At 68.5% G+C, this 25,825-nt stretch carries 22 protein-coding genes and 4 pseudogenes; 12 read left to right on the top strand and 14 right to left on the bottom strand.

Going from position 1 to position 25,825, the window contains the following annotated elements; genetic code table 11:
* Positions 1-306 precede the first annotated feature (306 nt).
* Positions 307-694 (bottom strand): annotated as a pseudogene (locus AQJ27_RS59555) (transposase family protein); the annotation flags it as partial.
* Between the two features lie 588 nt (positions 695-1,282).
* Here AQJ27_RS59555 and AQJ27_RS56940 point away from each other — a divergent pair.
* Complete coding sequence (locus AQJ27_RS56940) at positions 1,283-1,429, top strand: hypothetical protein (RefSeq protein WP_159064581.1); 147 nt, start codon at positions 1,283-1,285, stop codon at positions 1,427-1,429.
* A gap of 85 nt (positions 1,430-1,514) precedes the next feature.
* Here AQJ27_RS56940 and AQJ27_RS45380 read toward each other — a convergent pair whose 3' ends face one another.
* A complete protein-coding gene (locus tag AQJ27_RS45380) occupies positions 1,515-2,396 on the bottom strand; it encodes an alpha/beta fold hydrolase (RefSeq protein ID WP_067383184.1) in 882 nt (293 codons plus the stop codon).
* Between the two features lie 352 nt (positions 2,397-2,748).
* Between AQJ27_RS45380 and AQJ27_RS57635 the strand changes: the two are divergent.
* Positions 2,749-2,901, top strand: a pseudogene (locus AQJ27_RS57635) (IS5/IS1182 family transposase); the annotation flags it as partial.
* A 36-nt stretch (positions 2,902-2,937) separates the two neighbouring features.
* Positions 2,938-3,986, top strand: a pseudogene (locus AQJ27_RS45375) (helix-turn-helix domain-containing protein).
* On the opposite strand, the gene AQJ27_RS45370 reads toward AQJ27_RS45375, so the two are convergent.
* Together AQJ27_RS45370 and AQJ27_RS45365 are read right to left on the bottom strand one after the other, a co-directional pair.
* Complete coding sequence (locus AQJ27_RS45370) at positions 3,892-4,365, bottom strand: GNAT family N-acetyltransferase (protein WP_067383181.1); 474 nt, start codon at positions 4,363-4,365, stop codon at positions 3,892-3,894. The pseudogene AQJ27_RS45375 and the gene AQJ27_RS45370 sit on opposite strands and share 95 nt — an antisense overlap.
* A 300-nt stretch (positions 4,366-4,665) precedes the next feature.
* Positions 4,666-5,607 carry a GlxA family transcriptional regulator gene (locus AQJ27_RS45365; RefSeq protein WP_067383178.1) on the bottom strand — a complete coding sequence of 314 codons (942 nt, stop codon included), beginning with the start codon at positions 5,605-5,607 and terminating at the stop codon, positions 4,666-4,668.
* Positions 5,608-5,678: 71 nt separating this feature from the next.
* Between AQJ27_RS45365 and AQJ27_RS45360 the strand changes: the two genes are divergently transcribed.
* A complete protein-coding gene (locus tag AQJ27_RS45360) occupies positions 5,679-6,569 on the top strand; it encodes a Rossmann-fold NAD(P)-binding domain-containing protein (protein WP_067383174.1) in 891 nt (296 codons plus the stop codon).
* Between the two features lie 9 nt (positions 6,570-6,578).
* Here the strand turns inward: AQJ27_RS45360 and AQJ27_RS45355 are convergent, their stop codons facing one another.
* From AQJ27_RS45355 to AQJ27_RS45335, 4 genes are all read right to left on the bottom strand, one after another.
* Entirely contained in the window at positions 6,579-7,262 is a 684-nt protein-coding gene (locus tag AQJ27_RS45355) for an IS630 family transposase (protein WP_096240492.1), read from the bottom strand.
* A 576-nt stretch (positions 7,263-7,838) separates the two neighbouring features.
* Entirely contained in the window at positions 7,839-7,961 is a 123-nt protein-coding gene (locus AQJ27_RS60355; protein WP_268814637.1) for a hypothetical protein, read from the bottom strand.
* Positions 7,962-8,081: 120 nt separating this feature from the next.
* Complete coding sequence (locus tag AQJ27_RS45340; protein WP_067383162.1) at positions 8,082-8,474, bottom strand: aldo/keto reductase; 393 nt, start codon at positions 8,472-8,474, stop codon at positions 8,082-8,084.
* Entirely contained in the window at positions 8,471-9,340 is an 870-nt protein-coding gene (locus tag AQJ27_RS45335) for an SDR family NAD(P)-dependent oxidoreductase (protein ID WP_201264487.1), read from the bottom strand. The genes AQJ27_RS45340 and AQJ27_RS45335 overlap by 4 nt, the downstream gene beginning before the upstream one ends.
* A 161-nt stretch (positions 9,341-9,501) precedes the next feature.
* Between AQJ27_RS45335 and AQJ27_RS45330 the strand changes: the two genes are divergently transcribed.
* Positions 9,502-10,362 carry a helix-turn-helix transcriptional regulator gene (locus tag AQJ27_RS45330; RefSeq protein ID WP_067383159.1) on the top strand — a complete coding sequence of 287 codons (861 nt, stop codon included), beginning with the start codon at positions 9,502-9,504 and terminating at the stop codon, positions 10,360-10,362.
* Positions 10,363-10,591: 229 nt separating this feature from the next.
* Positions 10,592-12,763 (top strand): TerD family protein, encoded by a 2,172-nt coding sequence (locus tag AQJ27_RS45325; RefSeq protein WP_067383156.1) that lies wholly within the window; start codon positions 10,592-10,594, stop codon positions 12,761-12,763.
* 309 nt (positions 12,764-13,072) lie between these two features.
* Here AQJ27_RS45325 and AQJ27_RS59550 read toward each other — a convergent pair.
* Together AQJ27_RS59550 and AQJ27_RS45310 are read right to left on the bottom strand one after the other, a co-directional pair.
* Positions 13,073-13,341 (bottom strand): annotated as a pseudogene (locus tag AQJ27_RS59550) (fructosamine kinase family protein); the annotation flags it as partial.
* Between the two features lie 470 nt (positions 13,342-13,811).
* Positions 13,812-14,753 carry an aldo/keto reductase gene (locus AQJ27_RS45310; protein ID WP_067383147.1) on the bottom strand — a complete coding sequence of 314 codons (942 nt, stop codon included), beginning with the start codon at positions 14,751-14,753 and terminating at the stop codon, positions 13,812-13,814.
* Between the two features lie 46 nt (positions 14,754-14,799).
* Here AQJ27_RS45310 and pdxR point away from each other — a divergent pair, with 46 nt between their 5' ends.
* The 3 genes from pdxR to AQJ27_RS60350 all read left to right on the top strand — a co-directional run bounded on the left by pdxR (position 14,800) and on the right by AQJ27_RS60350 (position 18,134).
* A complete protein-coding gene (gene pdxR, locus AQJ27_RS45305; RefSeq protein WP_235613911.1) occupies positions 14,800-16,257 on the top strand; it encodes a MocR-like pyridoxine biosynthesis transcription factor PdxR in 1,458 nt (485 codons plus the stop codon).
* Between the two features lie 465 nt (positions 16,258-16,722).
* Complete coding sequence (locus tag AQJ27_RS45300; RefSeq protein WP_079065773.1) at positions 16,723-17,790, top strand: terpene synthase family protein; 1,068 nt, start codon at positions 16,723-16,725, stop codon at positions 17,788-17,790.
* Positions 17,791-17,879: 89 nt separating this feature from the next.
* The gene (locus tag AQJ27_RS60350; RefSeq protein ID WP_279636232.1) at positions 17,880-18,134 is read left to right on the top strand and encodes a DUF6207 family protein; all 255 of its coding nucleotides are present in this window, start codon (positions 17,880-17,882) and stop codon (positions 18,132-18,134) included.
* Here the strand turns inward: AQJ27_RS60350 and AQJ27_RS45295 are convergent.
* On the bottom strand, positions 18,032-18,832 hold the full coding sequence (locus AQJ27_RS45295) for an aminoglycoside phosphotransferase family protein (protein ID WP_079065772.1): 801 nt from the start codon (positions 18,830-18,832) through the stop codon (positions 18,032-18,034). The two genes, AQJ27_RS60350 and AQJ27_RS45295, sit on opposite strands and share 103 nt — an antisense overlap.
* 630 nt (positions 18,833-19,462) lie before the next feature.
* On the opposite strand from AQJ27_RS45295, the gene AQJ27_RS45290 reads away from it, so the two are divergent.
* Entirely contained in the window at positions 19,463-20,401 is a 939-nt protein-coding gene (locus AQJ27_RS45290; RefSeq protein ID WP_067383338.1) for a L,D-transpeptidase, read from the top strand.
* A 673-nt stretch (positions 20,402-21,074) separates the two neighbouring features.
* Here the strand turns inward: AQJ27_RS45290 and AQJ27_RS45280 are convergent.
* Complete coding sequence (locus tag AQJ27_RS45280) at positions 21,075-21,698, bottom strand: TetR/AcrR family transcriptional regulator (protein WP_067383139.1); 624 nt, start codon at positions 21,696-21,698, stop codon at positions 21,075-21,077.
* 89 nt (positions 21,699-21,787) lie between these two features.
* Here AQJ27_RS45280 and AQJ27_RS45275 point away from each other — a divergent pair, with 89 nt between their 5' ends.
* Positions 21,788-23,020 (top strand): NADH:flavin oxidoreductase/NADH oxidase family protein, encoded by a 1,233-nt coding sequence (locus tag AQJ27_RS45275; RefSeq protein WP_067383136.1) that lies wholly within the window; start codon positions 21,788-21,790, stop codon positions 23,018-23,020.
* Between the two features lie 275 nt (positions 23,021-23,295).
* On the opposite strand, the gene AQJ27_RS53665 is transcribed toward AQJ27_RS45275, so the two are convergent.
* Positions 23,296-23,505 carry a hypothetical protein gene (locus AQJ27_RS53665; RefSeq protein ID WP_079065771.1) on the bottom strand — a complete coding sequence of 70 codons (210 nt, stop codon included), beginning with the start codon at positions 23,503-23,505 and terminating at the stop codon, positions 23,296-23,298.
* A gap of 240 nt (positions 23,506-23,745) precedes the next feature.
* On the opposite strand from AQJ27_RS53665, the gene AQJ27_RS60345 reads away from it, so the two are divergent.
* The gene (locus AQJ27_RS60345) at positions 23,746-23,916 is read left to right on the top strand and encodes a sigma factor (protein WP_279636231.1); all 171 of its coding nucleotides are present in this window, start codon (positions 23,746-23,748) and stop codon (positions 23,914-23,916) included.
* Between the two features lie 529 nt (positions 23,917-24,445).
* Here AQJ27_RS60345 and AQJ27_RS45265 read toward each other — a convergent pair.
* Positions 24,446-25,618 carry a pectate lyase gene (locus AQJ27_RS45265; RefSeq protein WP_079065770.1) on the bottom strand — a complete coding sequence of 391 codons (1,173 nt, stop codon included), beginning with the start codon at positions 25,616-25,618 and terminating at the stop codon, positions 24,446-24,448.
* Between the last annotated feature and the right edge of the window lie 207 nt (positions 25,619-25,825).

Here is a 25,825-nt window from a genome sequence, read left to right as displayed (position 1 = left end):
CGGGCAGTCAGCGTAGGGCTCTCGCGAATACGGCGCGGTTGGCGGTCGTGTAGTCGTGCTCACACCTGAACCAGGCGTTCCCGACAAGGACTTGTTCGTGGTCGGCCACGCGCGGCTGTGAAGCGTCGAGGTGCTGACGCCACCAGGGGGCATCGCGGATCTGGCGGTCAAGGACGACGGGGGCGAGACTGCCGCGTGGTGGGATGACGAAGGCCGACATGGCTGTGACCGGGATCGTGTCACCAGGTTGTTGCTCGCGCTCAGGTCCGCTGAGCCGGTTGGATGTGAGGGACACATTGAGCCCTTTCAGTGCTGCCGCTCCAGGGTGAGGACGCCCGCGCCGATTGCAGACCTTCGATTCGGGCTGCACCGAGACCTGCGAAAGATCCGTCACGCCTTCAGCCGTGCGTCGCCGCGCTCGACCGGTCCCGTGCCGCGGACAACGCCCGGTTGACGAATTGCCGGGTTGGTGTGAGGTCACGGCCTGGCGGGCGTCTGAGGGGCGTCGTCACCCACGGGCCGGCTCCCATGTAGGCACGGCCGGCGAGGACCGGGACGTCCTGGCGTTCGCAGACCCAGAGAATCCGGGGGTACGGGCCGCGGTCAGGTCGTGCGCACGGCCAGGTAGCGCGAGCGAGATCCACAGCAGCCAGCCTTCCGGACCGGTCACCAACTGCACCTTCACGCCTTGGCGATGAGCATGGTGACCCACTCGACCAGGGCGTGAGGCAGGTCGAGTACGACACAATAGGGAACCAACGCGGCTTCTCTGCCTGTGGGTTGAGACTTCGAACACCTCTCCCAACGGCACGGGAGCCTCGTGCGTCGCGCATACCGCGAGCGCCACCCGAATCCCGGTGTTCAACGGCACGGACGACGTCACCGGCGTCTCGAGCGGCTCCATCACCATCGCACGCGGCCCTCCGCTGTCGCCGCAGGAGTGGCGTACGCGGGCATCGTAGGGATACCTGGGCTACGTGCCTTCCGGCGCGTAGCCCATGTGCCTCGCTGTTGGCGGTCTCCGGTGATTCGGCCTACGAGACCTGGACGCCGTTGACGAGGGTTACCCAGGCCGAGCCGTCCCAGTGTTGGATCCGGTACGACCTGATCCGCTACCCGTCGATGGTCCATTCCTCAAATGTGTCCGGCTGAACGACACCGGGGCCGGCCAGGTCAAGTCCAGCGTTGCCGCTGTGACGCCGGAGTCGGTGGCCCGCCTGGTCTCCTCGTTCCCGTCAATGGCCTTCGTCGCACAGCCGCCCAACCCAACAGGTTCCGGAAGGTGTTGCCTGCGGACGCGGTCGTCGGCAACGCGAAGTGGGCGCCGTACGTGAAGAAGTCCTTGGCGGAGTCGACGGGGCTGGTGCCGGCGGTGGTGGTCATGGTGACGTCGGCAGTGCCGGTTCCCGGGGAGAGGCGACGGCGGTGAGCCACAACCACGTCCCGCCCCAGACGGCGACGCCGCCACAGCTCACACCTGACCGGGCGTCGGTCTCAAAGGCAGGGACCGCCTTTCAACGCGCCCGGCGCAGGAAGTCGACGACCAGGTCTGTCGTCGCCTGCGGCTGCTCCTCCGTGATCCAGTGCCCGCAATCCGGGATGATCGCATCTTCGACGTTATCGGCGACACACCGCACAACCTCGCCGATCCCAGGGCCGAAAGTAGCTTCGCCACCGAAGGCCAGGACCGGCATCTGAAGCTTGCCCTGTGCAAGGAACATCCTGTTGTCGGCCGCATCCTGGCTGAACGCCAGGAACTGGGCAAAGCTCGCTCGCATCGCGCCGGGTTGCGCATAGAGCGCCGCATAATGCTGGCGCTTCGCTTCATCAAACCGCTTCGGGTCCACGGAAAGTTCGTTCCAGAAGCGGTCGAGATAGATGCGCTCGCGGCCGGCGACCAGGCGCTCCATGTCCTGGCCACCGAAGCCGAAGTGCCACATGGTCGGATCCTGTGTGATCTGATCCCAGGGTCCGATGCCGGGCAGCGGCGCGTCGATCGCCACCCATCGGCTCACGCGCTCGGGGTGGGTGGCGGCAACCGCGAAGCCGACCATGATGCCGATGTCGTGCGTCACCAATTCGATCGTACGCACACCCAGGGCGTCCAGGACGCCCCACACGTCCGCCGCCTGGTTCTTCTTGTCGTAGCCGCCATCAGGCTTCGACGAGAGGCCCAACCCGCGCAGGTCGGGCGCGACAACCATGTGGTCTTCGATGAGTGCGCTCGCCAGATGACCCCACATGTCGCCCGTTGTGCCGAAGCCGTGGAGCATGACGACCGCTGGACCCTGCCCGCCGACGCGTACGTGGATCTTGGCGCCGTTGGTTTCGATCTCGCGCGACTGCATACCGGCCGGGAAGGGGTGGATGCCATCTTGATGCCTGTTGTCGTTCATCGCTTGACTCCGGGTTTGAAGGGAACACGGCTCCGACGGCGAGGACGGCCCGGGGGACAGAGCTGCGTTTGGGCATGGATGCCCCGCCTGGTTGGCAGGGCTCCCTGGCTGTACGCACTCACGGTGTATCTCCTTGAGGAACTGGATCAGAAGCGGTCGCCAATCCGCGCACACCATCGAAGCTAGCCGACCGGTCAACTAAGTTCCACCGCGAGCCGGGCGCCGTTCCTACGGGGCAGTCCGCTGACCTGTGGTGGAAGGAAGGGGCTATCAGCAGAGAGGAAGCTGGTCGTGATTTCGTCCCGCCCGGAGTGCAAAGTGACCCTGTGGCCGCCTGGAGAGAGGGCCCTGTCGATCCGTCAACCGCGCGTTGTCCGCGGCACGGGCGCCGGTCGAGTGCGGCGTGGCACGACTGAAGCCGTGGCGGATCTTCCGCGGGTCCCGGTGCAGCCGGAATCGAATGTCGTCAATCGCCGCGGGCGTTTTCACCCTGGAGCGGCAGCGCTCAAAGGGCTTATTCGGTCCGGCAGGTGGAGGCATGGTGGCAGAGCCCGTCCGAGTGCGCAGGCTGACCGATCTGGAGGGGCAGCGGCTGCAACGGATCGTGCGCCGGGGCAGCGCCAGCTCGGTGCGCTACCCGCGGGCGATGATGCTGCTGGCCTCGGCCGGCGGCAACCGCGTGCCAGTAATCGCCCAACTGGTCCAGGCCGACGAGGACACAGTGCCCGATGTGATCCACCGGTTCAACGAGATCGGCCTGGCCTGCCTGGACCCTCAAGGGGCGGGAGACCGTCCCCGCCTGCTGAGCCTTGACGACGAGGACTTCGTCGCGGCGACGGCCACCACCGGCCCGGACAAGTTCGGCCAGCCCTTCACCCGCTGGTCGTTACGGAAACTCGCCGCCTACCTGCGCAAGGTCCACGACCGGGTGATCCGGATCGGCCGCGAGGCCCTGCGCTGCCTGCTTGCCCGGCGCGGGGTCACCTTCCAGCGGACCAAGTCCTGGAAGGAGTCCACCGACCCCGAGCACGACGCCGAACTCGACCGGATCGAGTACATTCCGGAGCAATTCCCCGACCGGGTCCCGGCGACCTACCACCGCACCCACGGGGTGACGTACTTCCACAGCTGCCACTCCGTTGGCGACGACACCCTGTGGGGTGTCAACCACCGCCACAAGGGCGCCGTGAACTCCCTGGCTGCGCTGAAGTCGATCCGGGCAGCGCGCCCGGACGGCGCTCCGCTCTACGTGATCCTGGACAACCTCTCCGCTCACAAGGGCTCCAAGATCCGGGCCTGCGCGAAGAAGCACCCGGGCGAGCTGTGTTTCACCCGGCCGACGTCTCCTGGGCCAACCCGGTCTAGGCGCACTTCGGGCCGCTGCGGCAGTTCACCCTCGCCAGCTCAAACCGTCCGAACCTCACTGTCCCGACCCGGGCCTTGCACGCCTATCTGGGCCGGCGCAACACCAACAACGGCCGCGTGACCGATCTTCTCAGCGGGGGTCCTGCTCGTGAGGCTGCCAGGTGTAGCGGACGTCCGGCTCATGTTCCTCGTTGCGCAGTCCGTCGGTGTGCTCGACCGCGATGAAGCCGTGCCGCTCGTAGAACCGTTGGGCTGGTTCGTTGACCTGGAACGTCCACAGTCCCAGTCCATCGGGCCGCTGCTGCTTGGCCAAGTCCATGAACCGGTCGCCCACACCCCGGCCGCGCCAGGACGGATCGAGGTAGAGCTGTTCGAGTTCCTCTCCATCGAGTACCAGGAGCCCGATCACGGAGCCTTCGGAGATGGCCACCCAGGTCTCGCACTGCGGCACGACCACGTAGGAAAACCAGCTCCGCACCTCGTCGTCGCCGTGCGCGCGGCGCACGGTCGGCAGCGCAGCGATGAATGAACGCAGCCACACCTCGGCAATGTCGGCCGCATCAGAGTCATTCGCACGCCGAAATACAAGCTCAGCACTGTTCACAACGCGCGACTATCGCAGATGAGTGATCTTGACGCATCCGGATTTCGAGAGCGCTGTCCTCCCGGCGAACCGATGTGGTCAGAGCACGAGTGGCTTGTCACGCGGCCTTGGCCGGGTAGACGACCTGCTGCGCGTCGGCCGGCAGACGGTCTTCAAGATCTGATCTCGGAGGTGGTCGTGGACGTCGCCCCCCTGTAGGAGTGCTCTGGTCGACGGATCAAGAAGGCGCACGGTGCAACAGATCGTGGCCCTCGCAGTGCGGACGGGGTGCCCTACCGCAGCGTGGTCATGCTTCCAACCTCAGCGGGAGGCATCAGTGGGCGCTCGGTTGAAGCTCGCGCGGTAGGCCGTGGGAGTGAGTCCCACCCGGCCGACCATGTGCTTGCGGAGAGAGTCCGCGCTGCCCAGACCGCTCTTCTGGGCTACCTGATCCATGGGCAGCTCGGTCATCTCCAGCAGCTCTCTGGCCCGGTCGATGCGCCGGTGCAGCAACCATTGGAGCGGGCTCAGCCCAGTCTCCGCATGGAAGCGCCGGCTGAGGGTGCGCACGCTCATCTTGGCGTGACCGGCCAAGTCGGCCAGGGTGAGCGGGCGATCGAGGTGTTCGAGCGCCCAGACGCGAGTGGGCGCGAGAGAGGTGCCGCGCTCCGGCGGTAGCGGTGTCTCGATGAACTGGGACTGCCCGCCCGGCCGTACGGGAGGGACGACCGCGAGCCGCGCGGCCGTGTTGGCGACCGCCGCGCCGTAGTCGATTCTGACCAGATGCAGGCACAGATCGATGGCGGCGGCTGCGCCCGCCGAGGTGAAGATGCCGCCGTCCTCGACGAAGAGGAGGTCGGGCTGCACATCGATGGACGGGAAGCGAGTGGCGAGGTCGCCGGCCAGTCCCCAGTGGGTCGTGGCGCGTAACCCGTCGAGCAGGCCTGCTTGGGCCAGTACAAAAGCGCCCGTACACAGGGAGGCGATCCGCGCGCCGGTGGCCGCGGCTTTCCGTAGGGCGTCGAGGGCTTCCGTGGGAGCCTGCTCGCCGCCGCTGCCGACAGCGATGACCGTGTCGGCGCCCTCGACCGCGTCCAGGCCGTCCGGCACCACGATGTCGGGGCCGCTGACCGTTGGCACCGGGCCGGGCCGCGCCGTACAGACGCGCACGTCATAGTGCGGGACGCTGTTGAACACCATGAGCGGGATCGAGACGTCGAAGCTGAGCACGGGCGGCACGATGACTGCGGCGACGCGGTGCATGGCCAGATCCTCCGGAGGGTTGGCATTCCGGCCAGTATCCTACGAGGCCGTGGAGCGGCACCGTTGTCAGCATGAAATCTCATGTGATCGTGGGCCGCGGGGCCGCCGCGTCGAAGACCGCTCTGCTGCTGGCCGAGGACGGCGAGCGGGTGCGAATGATCAGCCGAACCGGCGGCGGGCCCGACCATCCACTCATCGACAAGGTCACAGCGGACGCGACCGACACCGACCGGCTCACCGAGCTGACGGAGGGGGCCGACACGCTGTTCACCACTGCCGCGCCGCCGTACCACCTTTGGCCCGAGCAGTTTCCGATCTTGTCAGGGTCGCTCCTGAGCGCAGTGAAACGGACCGGCGCCGCGTACGTCATGCTCGGCAACCTCTACGCCTACGGGCCCGCAAGCGGGCCGATCACGCCGGACTTCCCCCTGGCCGCGACCGGCCCCAAGGGGCGGACCAGGGCGCGGGTATGGGAGGAAGCCGCCGCCTCAGGGGTGAAGGTCACCGAGGTGAGGGCCGCCCAGTTCTACGGCGCCGGCGCCTTCTCGGTGTTCAGCCTCATGGTGCAGCGGCAGGTCCTGGAAGGGAAGCTGGTCCTGGTGCCGCAAGAACTCGACGTGCCCCACAGTTACTCGGCGATCGGCGACACCGCACGCACGCTGGTCGCGGCAAGTCGCAACGAGCAGGCGTACGGCCGGGCCTGGCACGCACCCACCTCGACCCTGTCGGTTCGGGAACTGGCCGTGCGACTCGCCGAACTCGCGGGGGCACCCGAACCGCGAATGGAAGAGATGACCGAACGCGATCTGACCCTGCTCGCGTTCACCGAGCCGTTCTGGGCGGAAATGCACGAAGTACTCACCAAGCCCGGCCACCCGTTCGTCATCGACTACTCCGAGACCGAGAAGATACTCGGCGTGAGCGCCACCCCGGCGAACGACGTGCTCCGGGAAGTCATCTAGAGCGGCTGGTCACGCGGCCTTGGCCAGGTATTCGGTCCACGAACGGACGGGTGAGGCGGGTGCGAAGTTCGTCTTCGGGTTGGCGCGGGCATTGCGCCGGCGGACGTAAGCGGCGATGGCGGCGTTCCGCTCTTCATGGGTGCGGTGGTCGGTGCCGTTGAGCGCGAAGTAGCGCAAGGCCGCGAACTCGGCCTCGATCCAGTTCAACCAGGAGCCATAGGTCGGCAGGAAGACCAGTTGGATGTCGCTGTCGGCTGCCCAGGCACGGACCTTGGTGTGCTTGCGCGGGGAGAAGTTGTCCAGCACCACGTACGGCTTCTCCTTGGGCCAGCGGGCGTGCAGGGCCTTGAGGAGACCGAGGAACTCGCGCCACCGCTTGCCCGGCCGGATGCGGTGGTAAAGCTTGCCGGTGGCCAGGTCGAGAGGGGCGAGCATGTGCATCACGCCGCCAAAGCGGTTGTAGGTGGCCTGCAGCCTGCGCGGACGCTTGACCGGCCCCCACGCCTTGCCCTTGCGAGGCATGAGGTTCAGCGGTCCGAACTCGTCGACGCACATGACCCGTCCGTCAACGGGCCAGGTGTCGTGCAGCATCAGGACACGGTGCAACTTGGCAATGAACTCCGGGTCGTTGGACGCCTTCCACGTGGTGGTGGTCTTCCAGGAAACCTTGCCCTCTCGCAGGATCCGGCGCAGGGTCTCCCCGGCTGATGGCCTCGGTCACTTTCCGCTTGATGAGGTGTTCGGCGAGCGTGCTGGCCTGGGCGGACATCAGCACCACGGCGGAGTTTCACCGGGTCTTTCGCGGTCCGGCTGATCCGTTGCAGCCTCTGGCCCTCCTCCATGCTGACCGGCCGGACGCACACACCGGGTCGACGTCCCCCGTCCGCCTCCAAGATCAGATGTTGGAGACAGCCTGCTGCCCAACGACCAGGAGGTCGATTACCTGGCCAAGGCTGCGTGACAAGCCACTAGCTCACCCTGCGCATCGCCTCCCGGTCAAAGGAACGAAGGGCTTCGTCGTCCCGCACCGCCGCTGGAACGTCGAGCGCACGATCGGCTGATGCCTGTACGGCCGCCGCGATGCGCGCGGTTACATGCCGCTGCCTCAACACTCCACAGCTCACCTCAAGTTGGCGCTCATCACAGGGAGCATCAAGCATGCGCCCGGAGGACTGGCGGTTGCCGCCACACCTCGCTCTCCCCGGCCTCAACCTGGCTGGCCGGCGTCACTGAGCGACGCGGGTCTGCCCGACTCGTCCGCCGGTGTACTCACCTCGAATCAACGGCGGCGGAGACGTTCTGGTCGAGCCAGGAGCGCCGCTTCGTTCCGGGGACAGCCGTGACACCGTCCTGGGCGAGCACCCAGGCGACGGCGAGTCGACCAATCGTCACGCCCAGAGTGTCTGTCGTCCCAACGATCCGGTCGAGGAGGGACGGTTTCTGTTCCAGGTTCGCGTCGGCGAAGCGGGGCGAGGTGCGACGGAAGTCGTGGGTCGGCAGGTCGTGCACCGATCACACGGCCCCGGTGGGGAAGCCGCGGCCGAGCGGCGCGTACGCGACGAAGCTGACTCCCAGTTCACGGACCGTGTCGAGCACGCCGTCGCCTTCGACGTTGCGACTGAACAACGAGCGCTCGGTCTGCACCGCCGCCAGAGGGGCCACTGCGTGTGCTGCCCGGTGGTAGCGGTCGGCCAGCAGTCGCGTGGCGGCCTCGTGGCCCCACCAGGACTCCGTCTGCGTCGGGATGAGCAGCATGGCCGGGAGTTCGGGATCGCCGGCCACGGCGTAGTTCATCCGGATCTCGCCGAGGTCGGCGGTCTGTTCCGGGTGGCCGTGCGGGACGTAGATCTCGGCGTGGTCGGCGGCCTCCAGGTATGCCTTCGGGTACGCCTCCGGGTGGCTCATCGGGCGACCGTCCCGACGAGGTCGGCGGTCGCGTCCCACAGTCGGCCGGCCAGGACCGGGTCGAGGCCGGCCTTGCCCTGCCGGCGGACGGCCGGGGAGCCCCGGAAGCCACCGATGCCGTCCGGCCCGACGTAGGAGTTGCCGGGGACGTCCTGGGTGGCGGCGTAGAGCAGCGACAGCGCTCCGCGCTCCGGGGCGTTGGTGAGGAACGTGAACCGGTTGATGACGTTCGACCGGGAGTGGGCCGCCAGCGAGGTGCGGGCGATGCCCGGGCTCGCGAGGACCGAACGCACCGGGCTGCCGGCGGCGGTCAGTCGGCGCTGCAGCTCCAGCGAGAACAGGACGACGGCGAGCTTCGACGCCTGGTAGGCCTGCATCCCGTTGTGCTTGCGCGTCCGCCAGTCGAGGTCGTGCAGGTCGATCCTGCCCTGCTTGTGCAGTTCGCTGGTGACGTGCACAACGCGGTCGGTGATGTGCTCCAGCAGCAGGGTGGTCAGCAGGAAGGGGCCGGTGTAGTTGGTGGTGGTCTGGAGGTCGAGGCCGTCGGTGGTGCGGGCGGCGGGGATGTCCATCACGCCGGCGTTGTTGATCAGGATGTCGATGTCGCCGGACCATGCGTCGGCGAAGGCTCGTACCGAGGTCAGGTCCGACACGTCGAGCGGGCGGATGTCGAAGGTGCCAGGCAGGTCGGCGATGGCGTGACGAGCCTTGTCGGTGTCACGTACTCCCAGCACGACGTGGGCACCGGCACGGGCGAATTCGCGTGCCGTGATCAGGCCGAGGCCACGGCCGGCACCGGTGATCACCACCGTACGGCCGGTCAGGTCGGGGAGGTCGTTCGCTGTCCAACTGGTCATGCTGTTCATGGGACTTGGCTCCGTGGCTCGTGGTTCGCGGTGGTGGGTTCTCGGCGACCGGTGATCGCATCGCCAGTGAACTCGCCGCACCGCGGGCGCTGGAAGGACACGTGCAACCACTGACTGACAGGTCGTGGCCAAGCCGCGCCGGATGGCCAACCATGAGGACCATGGACCATACGTTCGACCGCTCGTCCCTGGGTGCCTTCCTGCGCACTCGCCGTACGGCGCTGCAACCGGAGGACGTCGGGTTGCGCCGCGGACAGCGCCGACGCGCTCCTGGGCTGCGCCGCGAGGAGGTGGCGGAGCTGTGCACGATGTCCGCCGACTACTTCGCCCGGCTGGAACGCGGCGACGGGCCGCAACCGTCGGAGCAGATGGTCGCGGCCATCGCCCGCGGCCTGCGACTGACCCCGGACGAACGCGATCACCTGTTCCTGCTCGCCGGCTACCGCACCGCCCGCCGTGACCTGCGCCTTCAGCATGTGAGCCCCGGGCTGATGCGGGTCATGGACGGCTTGGCCGGCACCACCGCGCAGGTCATGGGCCCGCTGGGCGAGACGTTGCTGCAGACGCCGTCCGCGGTGGCACTGCTCGGCGAGCAGACCCAGTACACCGGCAACGCCCGCAGCGCGACGTACCGATGGTTCACGGATCCAGCCGCCCGTGAGCGGTACCACCCCGAGCAGCACGACGACAACAGCCGGACCAACGCCGCGTTGCTGCGCGCGGCCGTCACCCGGACCGGGCCCGGCTCTCCCGCGGCGGACCTGGCGGACGTCCTGCTGCGCACCAGCGAGGAGTTCGCCCAGCTGTGGGAGCGCCACGAGGTGGGCCTCCGGTGGAGCGAAACCAAGCGATTCGTCCACCCCCAGGTCGGACAGCTGGACCTCTACTGCCAACTCCTGCTCGAGCCGGACCAGGGCCAGTCGCTGCTCATCTTCACCGCCACCCCGGGCACGGAAAGCCACGAGAAACTCGCGTTGCTCACCGTGCTGGGCACCGATCATTTCGCCGCCGACATCCAGTGACGCCACCCGCGGCGTCGGCGAAACCCGCTCGGAACGGATCCGACCGAACCAGTGTGTCGCACACCTGAAGAACTTGAGGGCTCTTGCCCGCCACCTTGGCCGTCGCGAGCACACGAGTGACACCGTCAGCGCCACAGGCCTCGACGCCGGTGTGATCACGGCGTCGGAGGTCGGAGCGCGTACAAAAACCCCTGTGCGCCGACTCGCACACCTCTGCGATCATCCCCCAATGGCGCACAGTCTCGAATCGCTGGTCATCCGGCACACCCACCGCCTTTCCACCCCCAAGGGCTCCGCCGGGGAAGGAGCCACCGCCGCACGGCAGTTCGACGCGGCGCTGACATCCGTGGGCTTCAAGCTCTCGGCGGAACTGCTGGAGCGGCTGTCGGTGCTGTCCGAGGCCGCGGTCGTGCACACCGCCAAGCGGACGCTGCGCACCGTGAGCGAGATGGTGGGCGACCATGCCCGGCACAACTCGTACTTCATCGACTTCCCAGCGAACGTGCCGGACACCGAAGAGTTCTGGATGCGGTGTGTGACGAAGGCGCTCGGCGACGACAAGTCGCGCGAGAACGTGCTGACGCAACTGGCACACGGGGTGCTGGACCTGCTCAGCCTCCCCACGTACGGCCGCTACCAGCACACCTACGAGGAGATGCTCGCGGCGCAGGACGAGCTGATCGCCTCGGCGGGCGACCGGGTGACCGTGCTGCACCTCGGGCGGGACCTGGACGACGAACTCACAGACCTGTACCTGGCCCTGGCGGGTAGCACGACGCCACTGGGCGAGGACCACCTGCGCGACCTCAAGACCCTCGCCGAGCGGTGCGCGCTCGGCCCTCAGCCGGAGTCGATCCCGGTCCGGGAGAACCGGGCGGTCGTCAACGAGGCCCGGCTCGCTGTCGGCGCGGACCTCCTTCTGGACACCGTCATCGACGTGCTACGGCTGGCCTGCGCGCTGTCGGGCGGCGACGTGACGCTGCAGGAGCCGACCCGGTTTCGGGCGCTCTCGCGGCCGGCCCGCCGTGCGCTGCTGGCGGGCCTCGACGCCGTGGTCGCGGCGAACCCCGCCAAGCTGGCCGATGTGCACGCGCACCGCGAGCCCTTCAAGCGGCTCGGTGAGCGTCTCCACCCGCACGAGTACCCGCGCTGGCCGCACGCCGACGATGTGTTCGCCGTAGCGCGGGGCGAGAAGGAGGCGCGGTCCTTCGACAGCCGTGTCGAGAAGCTGCTCGACGAGTTCGACGTCCTCGGTGCGGTGCAGCTGCTGAAGTCCGCTCCCGGCAAGCTGTTCCGCGCCTTGGACCTCCTGCTGCGTATCGCCGCCGACCAGGAGGAGCAGGACGCGGTGGTGGCCGCCGCGGTACGGGTCGCCCCCGAGGTTTCCGGCCGGGTAGTGCTCTCGGTCCGCGAGCACTTCCACAACCGGGAGCGGGAGGCCGGCGAACCCCGCATCTTCGTCAACCGCCGGGGCCGCGCCTGGGTGACCCCCGACTACCGGCCGACCATCCCGGCCGCCGACCGCGATCGTCTGATCGCCGCCCTCGACGCCGAGCTGCGCCGCAGGCTCCCTGCGCCGGGCCGACTGCTGCTCGACCCCGACGTCCTCGACGTGGCGCTCCCGCTCAGCGGCAGGGCGACCACGGCCGGACTCGGCGTTCTGCCGCGAGGTTCGGTCTCGGCGGTCGACGGCGAACAGCTGCGCTTCTTCGTGTACTGGAAGGAGACCGAGAACCGGACCGACTACGACCTCTCGGCGCTGCTTCTCCACGCCGACTACAGCACCGACTCCTGGCTCTCCTACACCTCCCTCAAGGCTGTCGGGGGCGAGCACTCGGGCGATGTCACCGAGGCGCCCGACGGGGCCTCGGAATTCATCAACCTGTCCCTGGACCGGGTACGCAGCACATTCATCGTTCCGCAGGTCAACATCTACGCCGGCGAGAACTTCGAGGAGGTCGAGGAGTCGTTCTTCGGTTTCATGCTGCGCGACGGTGAGCAGAAGGGCCGGCCGTTCGAGCCGCGCACGGTGCGCATGAAGTCGGAGCTTCGCGGGGTGGGTCGAGTGGCGCTGCCGCTGGTGTTCCGGCGCGAGGACGACGGTCGGTGGCGCGCGAAGTGGCTGCACCTGTATCTGAAGGGCATCTCGTCGGCCAACCGGGTCGAGGAGAACCAGGTGTCAGTGTCCAAGGTGGTACGCGCCATCGTGGAGCGCGAGCATCTGACGGTGCGGTACCTGATCGACCTGATGTCCGGCGACACCACGGCCGTGGACCTGTGGGACGGCGGGCCGGTCCCGGACGAGCCCGTGATGTACATCGGCCTCGAACGTCCCGAGGGGCTGCACCCGGACTCCCGAGTCATCACCCTCGAAAATCTGCGCGACTTGATCCCGGGCTGAGTGCTAGCGTTGCCCACGGCGAGGCCATGAAGGGGCTTCCTTCTCAATTCCTCTAACGAAAACAAGTTCTTTCGCTTTCCTCGCCGCCGGCTTCGACTGGGAGGCGCCCGCGCGGCGCCTCCCAGTTTTCGTGTGTGCGCCGACGGTCATCACCCCGGAAAACACACACGACTTGGCCCCGAACCGACTGATAGCATCGGTTGCGGCAAGGCCATGAAAGGGCTTCCTTCTCCTCCGCCGTGAAAGCGGCTTAAATGCGAGTCCCTTCGCTTCCCTCGCCCTCAATGTCGCTCCGGGCGGCGTTCACGCTCACCACGCGAACGCCGCCCGAGCCGTTTTCAGGACCTGTTCCGCGTAACCACGGCCGAAGTGCACGGCGTGCACCAGCAGCCGGAAGAGCTGATGCAGTCCGACACAATCCAGGTACGCGCGGCCGAAGAGGGCAAGCATCGCCAGGCCGGTCTCGCGGTGGCCGCTGTGCGCGGCCGGGTCGATCGGCCGGACGTGTCGTCGGCGCCCTACACGACCTTGCCGTGCCAGAGGTCACCGTGCAGCCGGGCGGGCGGCTCGACGGGCCCGCGAGGTCGGGCAGCCCCATGCGGACCAGGGTGTCGACCACCTCCGCGTCGCCCCAGCGGCCGAGTGCGTCCCGGTACTCCTCGGCGGTTGTCTCCTCCAGGACGGCCTTGCGGCCGATGGCTTCGCAGACGCACTCGACCTGCTCCCGCCGCGTCACCGACTCGGGACCACTGACGCGTCACCGACTCGGGACCACTGAACAGACACACGCCATGCCTCATGGCGCGGCTCGGTCATGGCCGGCACAGCGATGTCCACGATGTCGCCGTGCCGGATCGCCGAGGCGTGGTCATTCGGGCACAGGGCCTTGGCCACCCCCGTGTCGCGGATCGAGTGCGCCCACTGCAACGTGTTCGTCGAAAACGTCCCCGGACGCGGAAACGTCCACGAAAGCCGGGACTCGCGCAGGGCACGCTCACCACTTACCAGAGCCGTCACAACAGTTCCTCGCATCAACTCGTTTCGCAGATCACCCCGCGGAGTCCAGGCGTTCGCGCTGATCGGCGGTCAGCTCCAGTGACACCCCCGCGACCGCCTCGTCCAGCTGCTCGACCGTGCTGACGCCGACGATCGGCGTGGCAGCCGGGTTCCCTCCGGTGAGCCACGCCAACACCACCCGGTTGCGGTTCGTGCCGGTCTCGGCGGCGATCTGGTCGAGCACCGCGAGGCGGCGGACGGTGCCGGGGTGGTCGTACTCTGCGGGCAAAGGCTTGTCCGCGCGGGTGTAACGACCGCTCAGCAGCGGCGTGTACGCCCACAGAGTCATATCCGGGTGGTGCTCCAGGTAGTGGAGCACCTCGTCGCTGACCGCACCGAACCGGTGCACCACAGTGGGCCGGGTCGCGGGGCGCGGTTGCAGGTACGTGTGGTGCTGCTGCACCGCAGTGAAGCCGACACTGCCGTGGGCCCGCGCGATCTGCCGTGCCCGCTCGATCTGCCAGACCGGGTAGTTGGAGCAGCCGAAGCGGCCGACCGTACCCGCGGACACGAGCTCGTCGAAGGCGGCGACCGTCTCTTCCAGCGGTGTGGCCGGATCGGGCTTGTGGGCCCAGTACAGCTCGACGTGGTCCGTTCCCAGCCGTCGGAGACTGCCCTCGATCCCGCTCTTGACGGCCCCGGCCGAGAGGCCCTCGGCCGTCTCCGGGAATCGCCCGGCCACGGTCGGCTCGCAACCCACCTTGGTGCTGATCCGGACGCGGTCACGGACGCCCGGGCGGCTTGCCAGCCAACGCCCGAGCAACGTCTCGCTCTGGCCGCCGAAGCCGGTCGGGTCGTCCCAGAACGCGTAGCAGTTGGCGGTGTCGATCCAGACGCCCCCGACATCCACGAAACGGTCCAGGAGCTCGAACGATCGGCGTTCGTCCTGAGCCGTGCCGAACAGCATGGCCCCAAGAACCAAGTTCTCCATCATGTCCCTCACGCTAGGCGGATTCGGATCGGCGGTACGCTCCAATCTCGTGGCTGTTTTCCAGACCAATCTCGCGTGGGCGACGCTGCTGGATGTCGGTCCTGCTGATGGCGGGCGGCGGCGCCTGCACGATCGTCTGGCTCACGCGCTGCGCACCGCGATCCGGGACGGCCGGCTGGCGGAGGGCGCCGCCGTGCCACCGAGCCGAGCGCTCGCCGAGGAACTCGGCTGCTCACGTTGGGTTGTCACGGAGGCGTACGGGCAGCTCATCGCGGAGGGTTACCTCTCCGCCCGGGCGGGTTCCGCCACGCGTGTCTCGTGGTCACCGGACACCGCGCCACTGCGGCCTCGCGCGCAGCGCGCACCAGCACGGCCACCGATCCGATACGACCTCGCGCCCGGCTTGCCCGACCTGCGGGCGTTTCCCCGCCGCCGCTGGGCGGACGCCGTCCGAGCGGTCACGGGCTCGGCCGTCCACTACGACCTCGGCCTGCCCGACCCCGCCGGGCACGCGGTGCTGCGTACCACCGTCGCGCAGTACCTGCGGCGCTCGCGCGGCGCGGACGCCCACGCCGTGTCCGTCTCCGTGTGCGCGGGCGTCACCGACGGTCTGGTACGCACGTGCCGGGCGCTGCGCGCCGAAGGGATTGCCGACCTGGCCGTGGAACACCCGGGTTGGGGACGGTTGCGGGACGCCGCAACGAGCGCCGGCCTACGCGTGCACCCGGTGCCCGTGGACGACGACGGACTCCGGGTCGACGACCTCGCGCGTACGCCGGCCCGGGCCGTCGTCGTCGGTGCGGCACACCAGTTTCCCACCGGCACGGTGCTGTCCGCGGCACGCCGGGCACGTCTGGTGCGCTGGGCCCGCGAGGTCGACGGTTTCGTCATCGAGGACGACTACGACGCCGAGTTCCGCTACGACCACCACCCGGTCGCCGTCATGCAGGGGATGGATCCGAGCCGGGTCTTCCTCCTCGGCTCGGTGAGCAAGACGCTGTCGCCGGCCCTCGGCCTGGGCTGGCTGGTCGCGCCTGTCGCGATGACCCCGGTACTCCGGGCCGCGAACCTCGTCGCCCCCGCGCCACCGGTGCTGGACCAGCTCGCGCTCGCCACCTTCATCGACCGCGGGTGGTACGACGCCCACCTGCGCGCGGCTCGGCGGCGGTTCCGTTCCCGCCGCGACCTGCTGGTCCGTACGCTCGGCGCCCAAGTGCCGGAGGGTCGGGTCGCCGGCACCGCCGCCGGGCTGCACATCCTGCTCCACCTACCGGACGGCACCGACACCCGCGGGGCGGTCCGGGCGGCGGCCGCCGCCGGGCTACGACTGGCGGACCTCGACGACTATCGCGCGCATCAGTCGGCGGAACCCGCGCTCGTCCTCGGGTACGGCAACATCAGCGACACGGAGATCCCCCCGGCCGTCGCGCTCCTGCGCGAAGCGTTGCGTTCACCGACGGCCTCGCCTCCAACTCGTGCCACACAGCTGAGCCATGACGATCGCTGACGCGGGGTTCATGGCCGGCATCGAGCTGTCCCGGGACCTGTAAGAAGAGGCGGTGCGAGCGCTCCTCAGAGAGGTCTTTGCGCAGCTGAAGGTCGCCTCCGCAGGGGGAACCGGGCCGAGCCGGCCGTTCTGTCGGTGCGCTGCCTCTGCCAAGAACGCATGACAAACCTGATTCCAATGAACGCGGGCGTGGCACGCCATGTGCCTGCAGCGCACCGCCACCACCAAGATCGCCGCCCTTCAAGAGATTTATGCCGAACAGGAACACGGCCGGAAGAACCGTCCTCAGGAACCGGACCGGATCGTCGAACTCGGCATCGGCAACGGACGCCCGCGCGATCTACCACCAAGGGGCCGTTCCTCCTCTCGGGTATTTCACAGGTAACCAGCGGTGACGGCCCGCTCTGCCGACAGACTGGCCATGACCGGTTCGGAAGAGGGCGGGCCGCCATGTGGAGGGATGTCATGCCACAGGACATCGAGTTCGATCTGCCCTTCCCGCTTCGGGTCAGCGCAGACATGGAGGGCGCCCGCCGCCGCAACCTTGACTGGGTCCGCCGGCAGGGGCTGGTGGGTGGTGAGCGGTCCGTGGACTGGTACACCTCGTGGGACATGCCCCGGCTCGCCGCCTATGGCTTTCCCGACGCCGCCGGGCAGGGGCTGGATCTGTGTACCGATGCCATGGCGTTCTTCTTCGTCTTCGACGATCAGCTCGACGGCCCTCTGGGCCTCGCGCCCGACCGAGTCGCCCGGGTGTGCCAGGGCCTGATCGACATAGTCCACGGCACCGGCACCGGCACCGGCACGGGCAGCGATCCGTGCTCGGCCTCGTTCGCCGACCTCTGGCGCCGCAGCACCGACGGTGCCGCTCCCGGGTGGGTGGCGCGGGTCGCCCACGAGTGGGAGTACTACTTCGCCGCCCACGCCCACGAAGCGGTCAACCGGTGCCGGGGGACGCCGGTGGACATGGAGCACTACCTCCATGTACGCAGAGGCGTCGCCGGAACGGCGCTGCCGTTGTCGCTGGCCGAACGCGCGGTGGGTCTCAGCCTGCCGGCGGCGGTCTTCCACAGCCCGCAGCTGAGGATCATGCGGGAGATCGCCATCGACATCACGCTGATGTGCAACGACGTGTACTCCCTCGAAAAGGAGGAAGCACGCGGAGACATGGACAATCTCGTCCTCGTCATCGAACACACCCAGCACCGCACCCGCGACGAGGCCGTCACCGCGGCCCAGCGGGAAATCCACCGGCGCTGCACCCGGTTCCAGCAACTCGCTGGCGAGATCCCGGCCATGTGCACCCACCTAGCACTCCCCGCCCCGCAGCGGACCGCCGTAGAGACCTACGTCGACGTCATGACCGCATGGATCGGCGGCTACCACGCCTGGGAGACCGAGACCCTGCGGTACACCACCGCACTCAAGGCCCTCCCCAGCACCGGCCCCGGTTACTTCGAGAACATCCTGGGAGAACCAGGTCCGGACCCCCTCGCCCCGGCCACCGACCGACCCGAGACGCCTCACGGCTGACTGCCGAACGCCGGTCGGCCGGCTCGGCCGGCATCGCCTGCACGGATCTCCAGACACAGAGCACGGCAACGGCGTCACAACGGGGACCGGTGGTGCAAGGCCACCTCGCTCGCCCCTGGCCAACTCGGTATGTCTCCGAACCCGCCCTGGTCGTCATCGACGTGGCTGCCATCGACGATGCGACGGTGTTCGCTGTCCACACCGCGATCGCCCAGTCGTCGTGCGGGGTGACTGGTGCCGGTCAGGTCAGGGCCCGCTCGAACGTTGCACGGTGGACACTGACGAATGCGTGCTCTCGGCGGCTCCACTCGATGCGTGCCACAATGACGTCCTCGTCGGGCTGAACCTCGCAGGGCCCAGGGACCCACTCGGTCCAGAAACGGGCATTACGGCTCTGCCGTTCCAGGATGGCGTCGACGAGCTCACCTCGCTCGTGGGCATCGAGTCCGTACGCATCGACCAGCACCCGGACCTGGTCGGCCTGATCCGGCACAGCCGGGGCGGTGCCCTTGGAAGCGATGCACCACGTCCACGCCATGTAGCCGACGTCTTCCACGGGCAGTCCAGGCGCCGCGGTGTCGAAGTCGATGAAGGCGTACGGCAGTCCATCGCGGAAGACCACGTTGTTCGGCCCGCAGTCGTGGTGACAGACGACAGGAGAGCTCGCTGCCAATAGGCTGTTGCGGGTCGCGTCGTGCAGTGCGCGCAGAAGTGATCCGGCGGCAGCGACCTGCCGGTCCGACCAGGTACGGAAGCGTGCCGGGACCTCACCGGACAGGTAGCTGAGGACATCCGTGGAGCCCTCCCGTCTCAGGTAGCGGGGTGCTCCGTCGAAGCCTCGACGCTCCAGCAGAACGAGGAGGTCGGCGACGAAGCCTGAGGCTGGAGCAGCAGGCCGGCGCACCGTCTCACCGACGCGGACGACGCCGGCGGTAATGCGCCCGCCTGTCAGCACCACGCCTTCCTCGGCTTCTTGAGCCTTCGGAGGCGTGGTGGAAGGGTCAATCGTGGTGGAACGGTCAATTGGGTCCGGCGTTTCCATTCGTCAGCTCCTGATGTGGAGTGCCCTTCGACGGTCTCCGGGCAGTCTGCGTACGTCACCCGTAGCCTGCGCGTATCCGGCGCGAACCGGGGGCGTGACTCGGACGCTGCCGGAGCCGATGCTTGCCGGCTCTGTTCTTCGGCCGGGCTGGGTCGGCGAGCCGAAGGGGGAGAGTTGGAGATGCGAGATGCGTACCGCGCCCCGACAGGTGGGGAGCCGGCATTGCACCGACCTTGTCCGTCCCGCCAGTTCCTCAATGCCGCGGCCGCTGCCGCCGGCCTGCCGGGCGCCGTCCTCGACGTTGAGCTCGTCGCCGTCCCCAACGTCGCCTCCGCGGCGCGGGGCCGACTTCACCGTCCACGTCGCAACTGGAGCACGCACGGGTTCCTGCGCGGACAGCACGGCCGTGATCGAGCGAAGTCGGCAGGCGGGATGTCGCACCACTCATCGTCCCCGAACCGCCGGTGCGCACCGAATCTTGAGACATGCTTTACGCGATGCACGCAACTGCGGCCCACGCCAACGTTGTCTGAAAGGGAGTCGGGCCCGTCAGGGCCGAGGAGCGAGAGAGCGGGGCAGATCGTGGGACGGCGCAAGGGCGGCATAGGGATCGCATTCGTCACGGGTGTGATGCTGGTGGGCGCGAGTGCCTGCGGCGGGGGCAAGAGTGACAAGGCGAGCGGGGACGACGCAAAGGCGTCGGGAAAGCCGAGTGCGAGCGCCTCTCCGTCACCGACGAAGCCCGCGGGCCCGCCGATGCTGCTGGAGACGATCACCCCGCAGACGGGCACCACGGTCGGCGTCGCCATGCCGATCTCGGTGATCTTCACGAACCCGGTGGCGGCGAAAGCACGGGCCACGGTCGAGAAGCACATGAAGGTGAGCGCCTCCCAACCGGTGGCCGGCGCCTGGCACTGGATGGGCGACAAGCGCGCCGACTGGCGACCCAAGACGTACTGGCCCTCCGGCACGAAGGTAAAGATCGACGCTGACATCAACGGCGTCAGCAACGGCAACGGGCGCTTCGGCGTGCACAACTACACGCACACCTTCAACATCGGCGACGACGTGCGCGCGGACGTCTCGGTGACCGGCCACACCATGAAGGTGACCCGGAACGGCAAGGCGGTACGCACCCTGTCGATCAATGCGGGCAGCGCCGAGTATCCGACGTGGAACGGCACGATGGCGGTCATCGACAAGCAGGAGAAGGTCCACATGACCTCCTGCAGCGTCGGCATCAGCTGCGAAAAGGGCAGCCCCAACTACTATGACCTGACGCTGCCCTGGGACGTCCACCTGACCCAGTCCGGCACGTACGTGCACTACTCGACCGGCGACCCCAACCCGGGCAGCGGCAGCGCCCGCGGCTCGCACGGCTGCGTTCACCTGTCCATGTCGGACGCCAAGTGGTTCTACGGCCAGGTCAAGCAGGGCGACCCCGTCACCATCACCGGCTCGCCCCGCGCCAAGGCGCCGGCCGACAACGGCTACGCCGACTTCAACCTGGGCTGGGACCAGTGGCTCGCGGGCAGCGCGTCCGGGGAGGGGACGACCGCGACGCTGTGACGCGCTGCGGTGGCGGCGCCAGTCAGCAGTCGATGATGCTGACCGCGAGGCCCACCGTCGTACTCGCCCCTCGGGCCGGCCGGAAACGGCCGGCCCTCCGGCACGCCCCACGCGTCCAGCCGCTGGCCGAGGTCAGCGGGAACAGGGCACTGAACTCCCGTGTGAGCGCCGTCGCCTCGCGCGGCCACGCCTGCTCCCGGCGGGTGAGCGCACTCGCCACCCCGTGATCGACATGGCGCCGGACAATGTCCGCGGACCCGCGATCCGAGCTTTCGCGGCCTCCGGGCCGACGAGTCGGCCGGGAGTTGGCCCGTCGTGACCCGCGCGACCCGCACCTCGTGTCGGGCACCCTCGCGCGCCGACGCGAAACGGCGCAACTCGTCGCATAGGCGGCCGGATTCAATCGCCGCATAGTCGACCGGGTTCAAGCAGCCGCTGGGCCAGGACCCGCGCTGGAACGAGTACGACCACGTCGCTCTGCCGGATCGTTGCGCACCGCCGCCCCAGGAGCCGGGACGCGCTCGTCGCCACCTCGGGTCGGGCAGCATCCTCGCCCTGCTCTGCGGCACCCCGATGTCCACGTCACCGACGACCGGCGCCATCTGCTCACCTGTCGCCGCGACCGGCCGCCCGGCCCGCCCGACAGGCCATTTTCGCTATCACCCGGGGACCGCTACGCCCCGGCCCGCCCGGACGGTGCGGTTGCCGCCTGCGACACCACCGGGGAGGCGGTGAACAGCGCATGGACGGCTGCGCGGACCTGGTCGGCGACCACCTCTGGGGTGGAGGCGTCGAGCTTGCCGTCCAGATGCAGGAAGGCCAAGCCATGGACCAGGGCCCACACCGTGGTCGACAGCGCGTCCACATCGGCGTCGGAAAAGGCGCCCCGGACGATGCCGCGGACGTATTCCGACAGGACGGTGGTCGCCTCCACCCGCTCTTCGTTGCCCGGATCGCAGGGCTCCGCGAACATCACCCGGAACATCGCCGGGTGATCGAGCGCGAATCGGACGTAGGCAACGGCGACCGCGGTGAGATCGTCAGGCATCGCGGGCGCGGGATGCGCAGCGGTCAGGTATCCGGCGAGTTCGCGGTAGCCCTCGGCGGCAACCGAGGAGACGAGCGCGTCGCGGTCCGCGAAGTGGCGGTACGGGGCCGTCGCCGACACACCCGCCCGCCGTGCGACCGCCCGCAGGGACAGTCCGGCGCTGCCGTCCTCCTCCAGCAGTTCCCGCGCGGCGCGCAGGCAGGCGGCGCGCAGATCGCCGTGGTGGTACGAGTCATTCGCTTGTGGCATGAAACACCCTCCCTCATGTTTACGCCGCACACATTGCCCGCCTAATGTGAACGGTGCACACATTGTATTCGATGCAGAGGAGAATCCGGATGGCCAGCGAGCTTTTCTCACCGCTGTCCCTGCGCTCCGGGCAGGTATTGGGCAACCGCGTCGCGAAGGCGGCCATGGAGGAGAACATGGCCGGCGACGGCCAGCTGCCCGATGGACAGTTGCTGTCGCTGTACCGGCGCTGGGCCACCGGCGGCACCGGACTGCTGATCACCGGCAACGTCATGGTCCACGCCGAGGCACTGACCGGTCCCGCCGGCGTCGTGCTCGACGATGCCGCGCCGCTGGAGCCCTTCACCGAGTGGGCCAAGGCCGGCAAGTCCGGCGGCGGAGCGATGTGGATGCAGATCAATCACCCCGGCCGCCAGATCCAGGCAAACATGCCCGGCGTCGTGTGGGGCCCGTCCGCGGTGGGGGTCGACCTGGGTAAGCACAGCAGCCGTTTCGGTCGCCCTGTCGCCATGACCCCCGAGCAGATCGAGGCCACTGTGACGCGGTACGCGGTCACGGCCCACCGCGCCGAGAAGGCGGGGTTCGACGGTGTGGAGGTCCATGCCGCGCATGGTTACCTGCTCTCACAGTTCCTGTCCCCGCTGGTCAACCGACGCACCGACCAGTGGGGCGGGTCCCTGGAAAACCGGGCTCGGATGCTGTTGGACGTCGTCCGGGCCGTGCGCGCTGCCGTCTCGCCGTCCTTCGCGGTCGCGGTGAAGCTCAACTCCGCGGATTTCCAGCGTGGCGGGTTCGACGCCGACGACGCTCGGCAGGTGATCGCGATGCTCGAACCGCTCGGCGTCGATCTGGTGGAACTGTCCGGCGGCAGTTACGAGAGCCCAGCGATGTCCGGCCGCCCCGCCGATGCGCGCACCCAGGCCCGTGAGGCGTACTTCCTCGACCTGGCGAAGGACCTGGTCAAGACCAGTCCGCTGCCGCTGATGCTCACCGGCGGCATCAACCGGCGCGACACCGCCGAACGGGTTCTCGCCACTGGCGTGGCGCTCGTCGGGATGGGCACCGCCCTCGCCGTCACCCCTGACCTGCCCGACCGCTGGCGCCACGGCCGCGAGGCGGACCGGCTGCTGCGGCCGGTGACCTGGTCCGACAAGGCCCTCGCTTCCGCCGCGAGCATGGCGCAGGTCCGTCACCAGCTGCGCCGCATCGCCCGCGGAAGCCGTCCCAAGCCCAACACCCGCCCCGCGTACGCCCTTATCACCGAGCAGCGTCAGCAGCGACGGGCGCTGCGCCGCTACCGCGCGTGGCTGTCGGCGTCCTGAACAGACTGCTGGCGGAGCGGTCCCGACGAAGTCGGGAACAACAGACTCGCCGCCCTCCGGTCCCACCAGCGTGCCCCGTGAAGGGCAGTGCCCGCACGGAAGCGCTCGCCGACCGACATCGACGCAGGGGCAGCCAGCGCTGTGGCCGCACAGCCCCGCCGGGTTGCTCCTCGCGTCGGTGTCGTCCATGCCGGTCGGGCTCCTGTCCGCAAGCCTCGTTTCGGACACGGGCGCCCCTCAGCACGCGGCCGCGGGCGCCCGCCGGATCGCCCGTGTCACGCTATGGGGCTGTTGCTGTACGTGCCGCCCGAGCAGTACTCGCCGGCGTACGGTCTACTGCTCACCGTTCCGCCGCCTTGCCGGCACTGTTCGGGGGTGACGCTGGTGTGAGGTGTGCTGACCTGCGCGGTAGCGGCGCCTGTGAGGCTGAGTCCGGCGAGGGTTGCTGTGGCGATCGCGAGTCCGAGAGTTCGGCGGATACGCATGGCGTCTCCCTTCGGGATCTTCCCCCATTCGGATTACAACAGTTGCCGGTCACGGCACGGCTCGCGCGCACTATTACTCCGAATGGGTGAACGGGCATGACCGACTTCGATCGGAGGCCCGAGACGTGCGGTCGCCCCCTCCCGGACCGGGCGAGTGACCCTGAGCCCCGTGAAGGTGTCGCCGGCCTCGCTGAAGAGGCGCAGGAGTGCGACGGGATGCGGGAAGAGGGTGATCCGAGAATGGGCGACGCGGTAGGCGACTTGATCTCCAGGGCGCGGGCCGGGGACGGCGAGGCGTTCCGGGAGCTGACCGAGCCGTACCGCCGGGAGCTGCACGTGCGCTGTTACCGGATGCTCGGATCGTTCCAGGACGCCGAGGACGTCCTGCAAGACACGCTGCTGGCCGCCTGACAAGGCTTCGCAGAGTTCGAGGGACGCGCCTCACTGGGTACCTGGCTGTATCGGATCGCAACCAACCGGTGCCTCAACGCGCGATGTTCTGCCGGCCGACGCCAGGCCAAGGAGTGGGACGTGCCCCATGTGGAACCGCCCGAGCCCACCCGACTCGGTGAAGTCGTCTGGCTCGAGCCCATTCCCAACGCCCTCCTTGAGGGTGTCATCGACGCACCGCTCGGTCCGGAGGTCCCACGACCGACGGCCGAGAACCGCCGCCCGCCTCCGACTCACTCTCCGAGGATGCGATCGTGGCGAGATTCGTCCGCGCATGGGAGTCCGCCGACCTGGGCGCGAGCCCGGACCGAAGGCAAGTCGCGGTACGACGTCCCGGGAGCGACCATGGGCGAAGCCTGAGGCCGCACGCCACAACGTGTGTGTCGAGGGTGGGTTTGAGTCGGGAACGGCAGGGGTGTTGAAGCGGGGGCTGGACACGTCGTTCGCGTATCTGCGGACCGCGAGCGCCCAGCCCCCGCCTCGGTCGTGGTTACGGCGTCACGACCTTGCCGCCGAAGGTCACGGCGAGGTGTCCGTCCGATGCGAAGGACCAGCCCAGGGTGCCGCTGTAGGAGGAGCAGCGGGAGCCGTTCGCGCCGGTCCAGAACTGGTTCGAGCTGTCCGCGTCGCCGACGGTCTTGTCGTTGGAGCCGCTGACGCTGAAGCGGCACGACGTGTTGGTCCGGAAGACCGACGTGCCCGCGTCGAACGAGAAATTGCGTTGCGCATTGTCGACGCTCGCGTTGTTCGAGATCGTCATCGTGCCCGGGTTGCTGTTGTACGTGAATCCGTGATGACCGTTGCCGTAGGCGATGTCGTGCTGGACCACGTGGTTGACCGCGATGTCGTCGCCGCCGAGCTTGTAGCCGTTGCGGTCGCCGTTGGAGTTCACGGTGCCGTCGCTCAGAGTCCCGTTCTTGTAGGACAGGGAGTACTCGATCGTCACCGGGCCGATCGCGCCGGTGTCGGTCTTCGTGTACAGGTCCCAGCCGTCGTCGATGTTGTTGTGGGAGACGTCGTAACGGAAGACGTTCCCGGTGCCGGTAGTGAGCTTCGCGGCGAAGCCGTCGGCGTCCTCGCCGTCGGAGTCGGCGTTGTCGTGCGACTCCGAGCTCACGATCAGGTTGTTCGACGGCCACTGGCTGCTGGGGGTGCTGGAGGAGATCCGGCCCAGTTGCAGTCCCGTGTCGCGGTTGTACGCGGTCACCGTCCGCTCGATGACGTTGTTGCTGCCGCCGACGTAGATGCCGTTGTCGCCGGCGCGCTGGACAGTGATGCCGTACAGACGCCAGTAGTTGGCGTTCAGCTGGAGCCCGCGGTTCGACGAGCTCTCGCTCTGCGCCGAGAAGTTCAGCACGGGGGTCTCGCCGGGGTAGGCGGACAGGGTGGTGCGCGCGCTCGAGGTGCCGTTGTTGCCCGCCGGGATCGTGATCGTCGAGGAGTAGTCGTACGTTCCGCCGCGCAGGTAGATGGTGCCGCCGGACGCGATGCGGCTGATCGCCGTGGTGAGCGTCGTCGGGTCGGACTGAGTGCCGGCCGCGCTGTCGGTACCGCTCGGCGACACGTACTGGGTGGTGCTCGCGGCCTCGGCCGGGGTGCCGGACAGCGCGACGAGCGCGCCGGCCAGCAGGCTTACACACGCAATGACGGGTCTCACTTGCATCGTTCTGCCTCCAGGTTCGTCCGTGACCAGGGGTGCCGTGCAAGAGAAAGCGCTTTCCAAAGTTCTCGAAGGGGAACGTAAGCGCTTGCTGTGAACGCGTCAATAGATGGGTACGTGATTCTTGTTCATGCTTGCGAACAACCGTCGGTGCGTCCGGATGGGTTGGCCGGGCGCGCACGGTCCGGGTGGGGCCCAGGTCTAGAGATC

Source organism: Streptomyces olivochromogenes (assembly GCF_001514115.1).
Classification (GTDB): Bacteria; Actinomycetota; Actinomycetes; order Streptomycetales; family Streptomycetaceae; genus Streptomyces; species Streptomyces olivochromogenes.
The sequence above is the reverse complement of the archived record's forward strand: the minus strand, read 5'-3'. Positions and strand labels throughout refer to the sequence as shown.

Coding starts and splice junctions, on each gene's coding strand:
- AQJ27_RS45330 (WP_067383159.1), top strand. CDS start 9,502: ATGGACCATACGTTCGACCGCTCGTCCCTGGGTGCCTTCCTGCGCACT.
- AQJ27_RS45360 (WP_067383174.1), top strand. CDS start 5,679: ATGAAATCTCATGTGATCGTGGGCCGCGGGGCCGCCGCGTCGAAGACC.
- AQJ27_RS45290 (WP_067383338.1), top strand. CDS start 19,463: ATGCTGGTGGGCGCGAGTGCCTGCGGCGGGGGCAAGAGTGACAAGGCG.
- AQJ27_RS45275 (WP_067383136.1), top strand. CDS start 21,788: ATGGCCAGCGAGCTTTTCTCACCGCTGTCCCTGCGCTCCGGGCAGGTA.
- AQJ27_RS45340 (WP_067383162.1), bottom strand. CDS start 8,474: ATGAGCCACCCGGAGGCGTACCCGAAGGCATACCTGGAGGCCGCCGAC.
- AQJ27_RS45310 (WP_067383147.1), bottom strand. CDS start 14,753: ATGATGGAGAACTTGGTTCTTGGGGCCATGCTGTTCGGCACGGCTCAG.
- AQJ27_RS45280 (WP_067383139.1), bottom strand. CDS start 21,698: ATGCCACAAGCGAATGACTCGTACCACCACGGCGATCTGCGCGCCGCC.
- AQJ27_RS45325 (WP_067383156.1), top strand. CDS start 10,592: ATGGCGCACAGTCTCGAATCGCTGGTCATCCGGCACACCCACCGCCTT.
- AQJ27_RS45335 (WP_201264487.1), bottom strand. CDS start 9,340: ATGAACAGCATGACCAGTTGGACAGCGAACGACCTCCCCGACCTGACC.
- AQJ27_RS45295 (WP_079065772.1), bottom strand. CDS start 18,832: ATGGAAACGCCGGACCCAATTGACCGTTCCACCACGATTGACCCTTCC.
- AQJ27_RS45380 (WP_067383184.1), bottom strand. CDS start 2,396: ATGAACGACAACAGGCATCAAGATGGCATCCACCCCTTCCCGGCCGGT.
- AQJ27_RS45300 (WP_079065773.1), top strand. CDS start 16,723: ATGCCACAGGACATCGAGTTCGATCTGCCCTTCCCGCTTCGGGTCAGC.
- AQJ27_RS45365 (WP_067383178.1), bottom strand. CDS start 5,607: ATGCACCGCGTCGCCGCAGTCATCGTGCCGCCCGTGCTCAGCTTCGAC.
- AQJ27_RS53665 (WP_079065771.1), bottom strand. CDS start 23,505: ATGCGTATCCGCCGAACTCTCGGACTCGCGATCGCCACAGCAACCCTC.
- AQJ27_RS60345 (WP_279636231.1), top strand. CDS start 23,746: ATGGGCGACGCGGTAGGCGACTTGATCTCCAGGGCGCGGGCCGGGGAC.
- AQJ27_RS45265 (WP_079065770.1), bottom strand. CDS start 25,618: ATGCAAGTGAGACCCGTCATTGCGTGTGTAAGCCTGCTGGCCGGCGCG.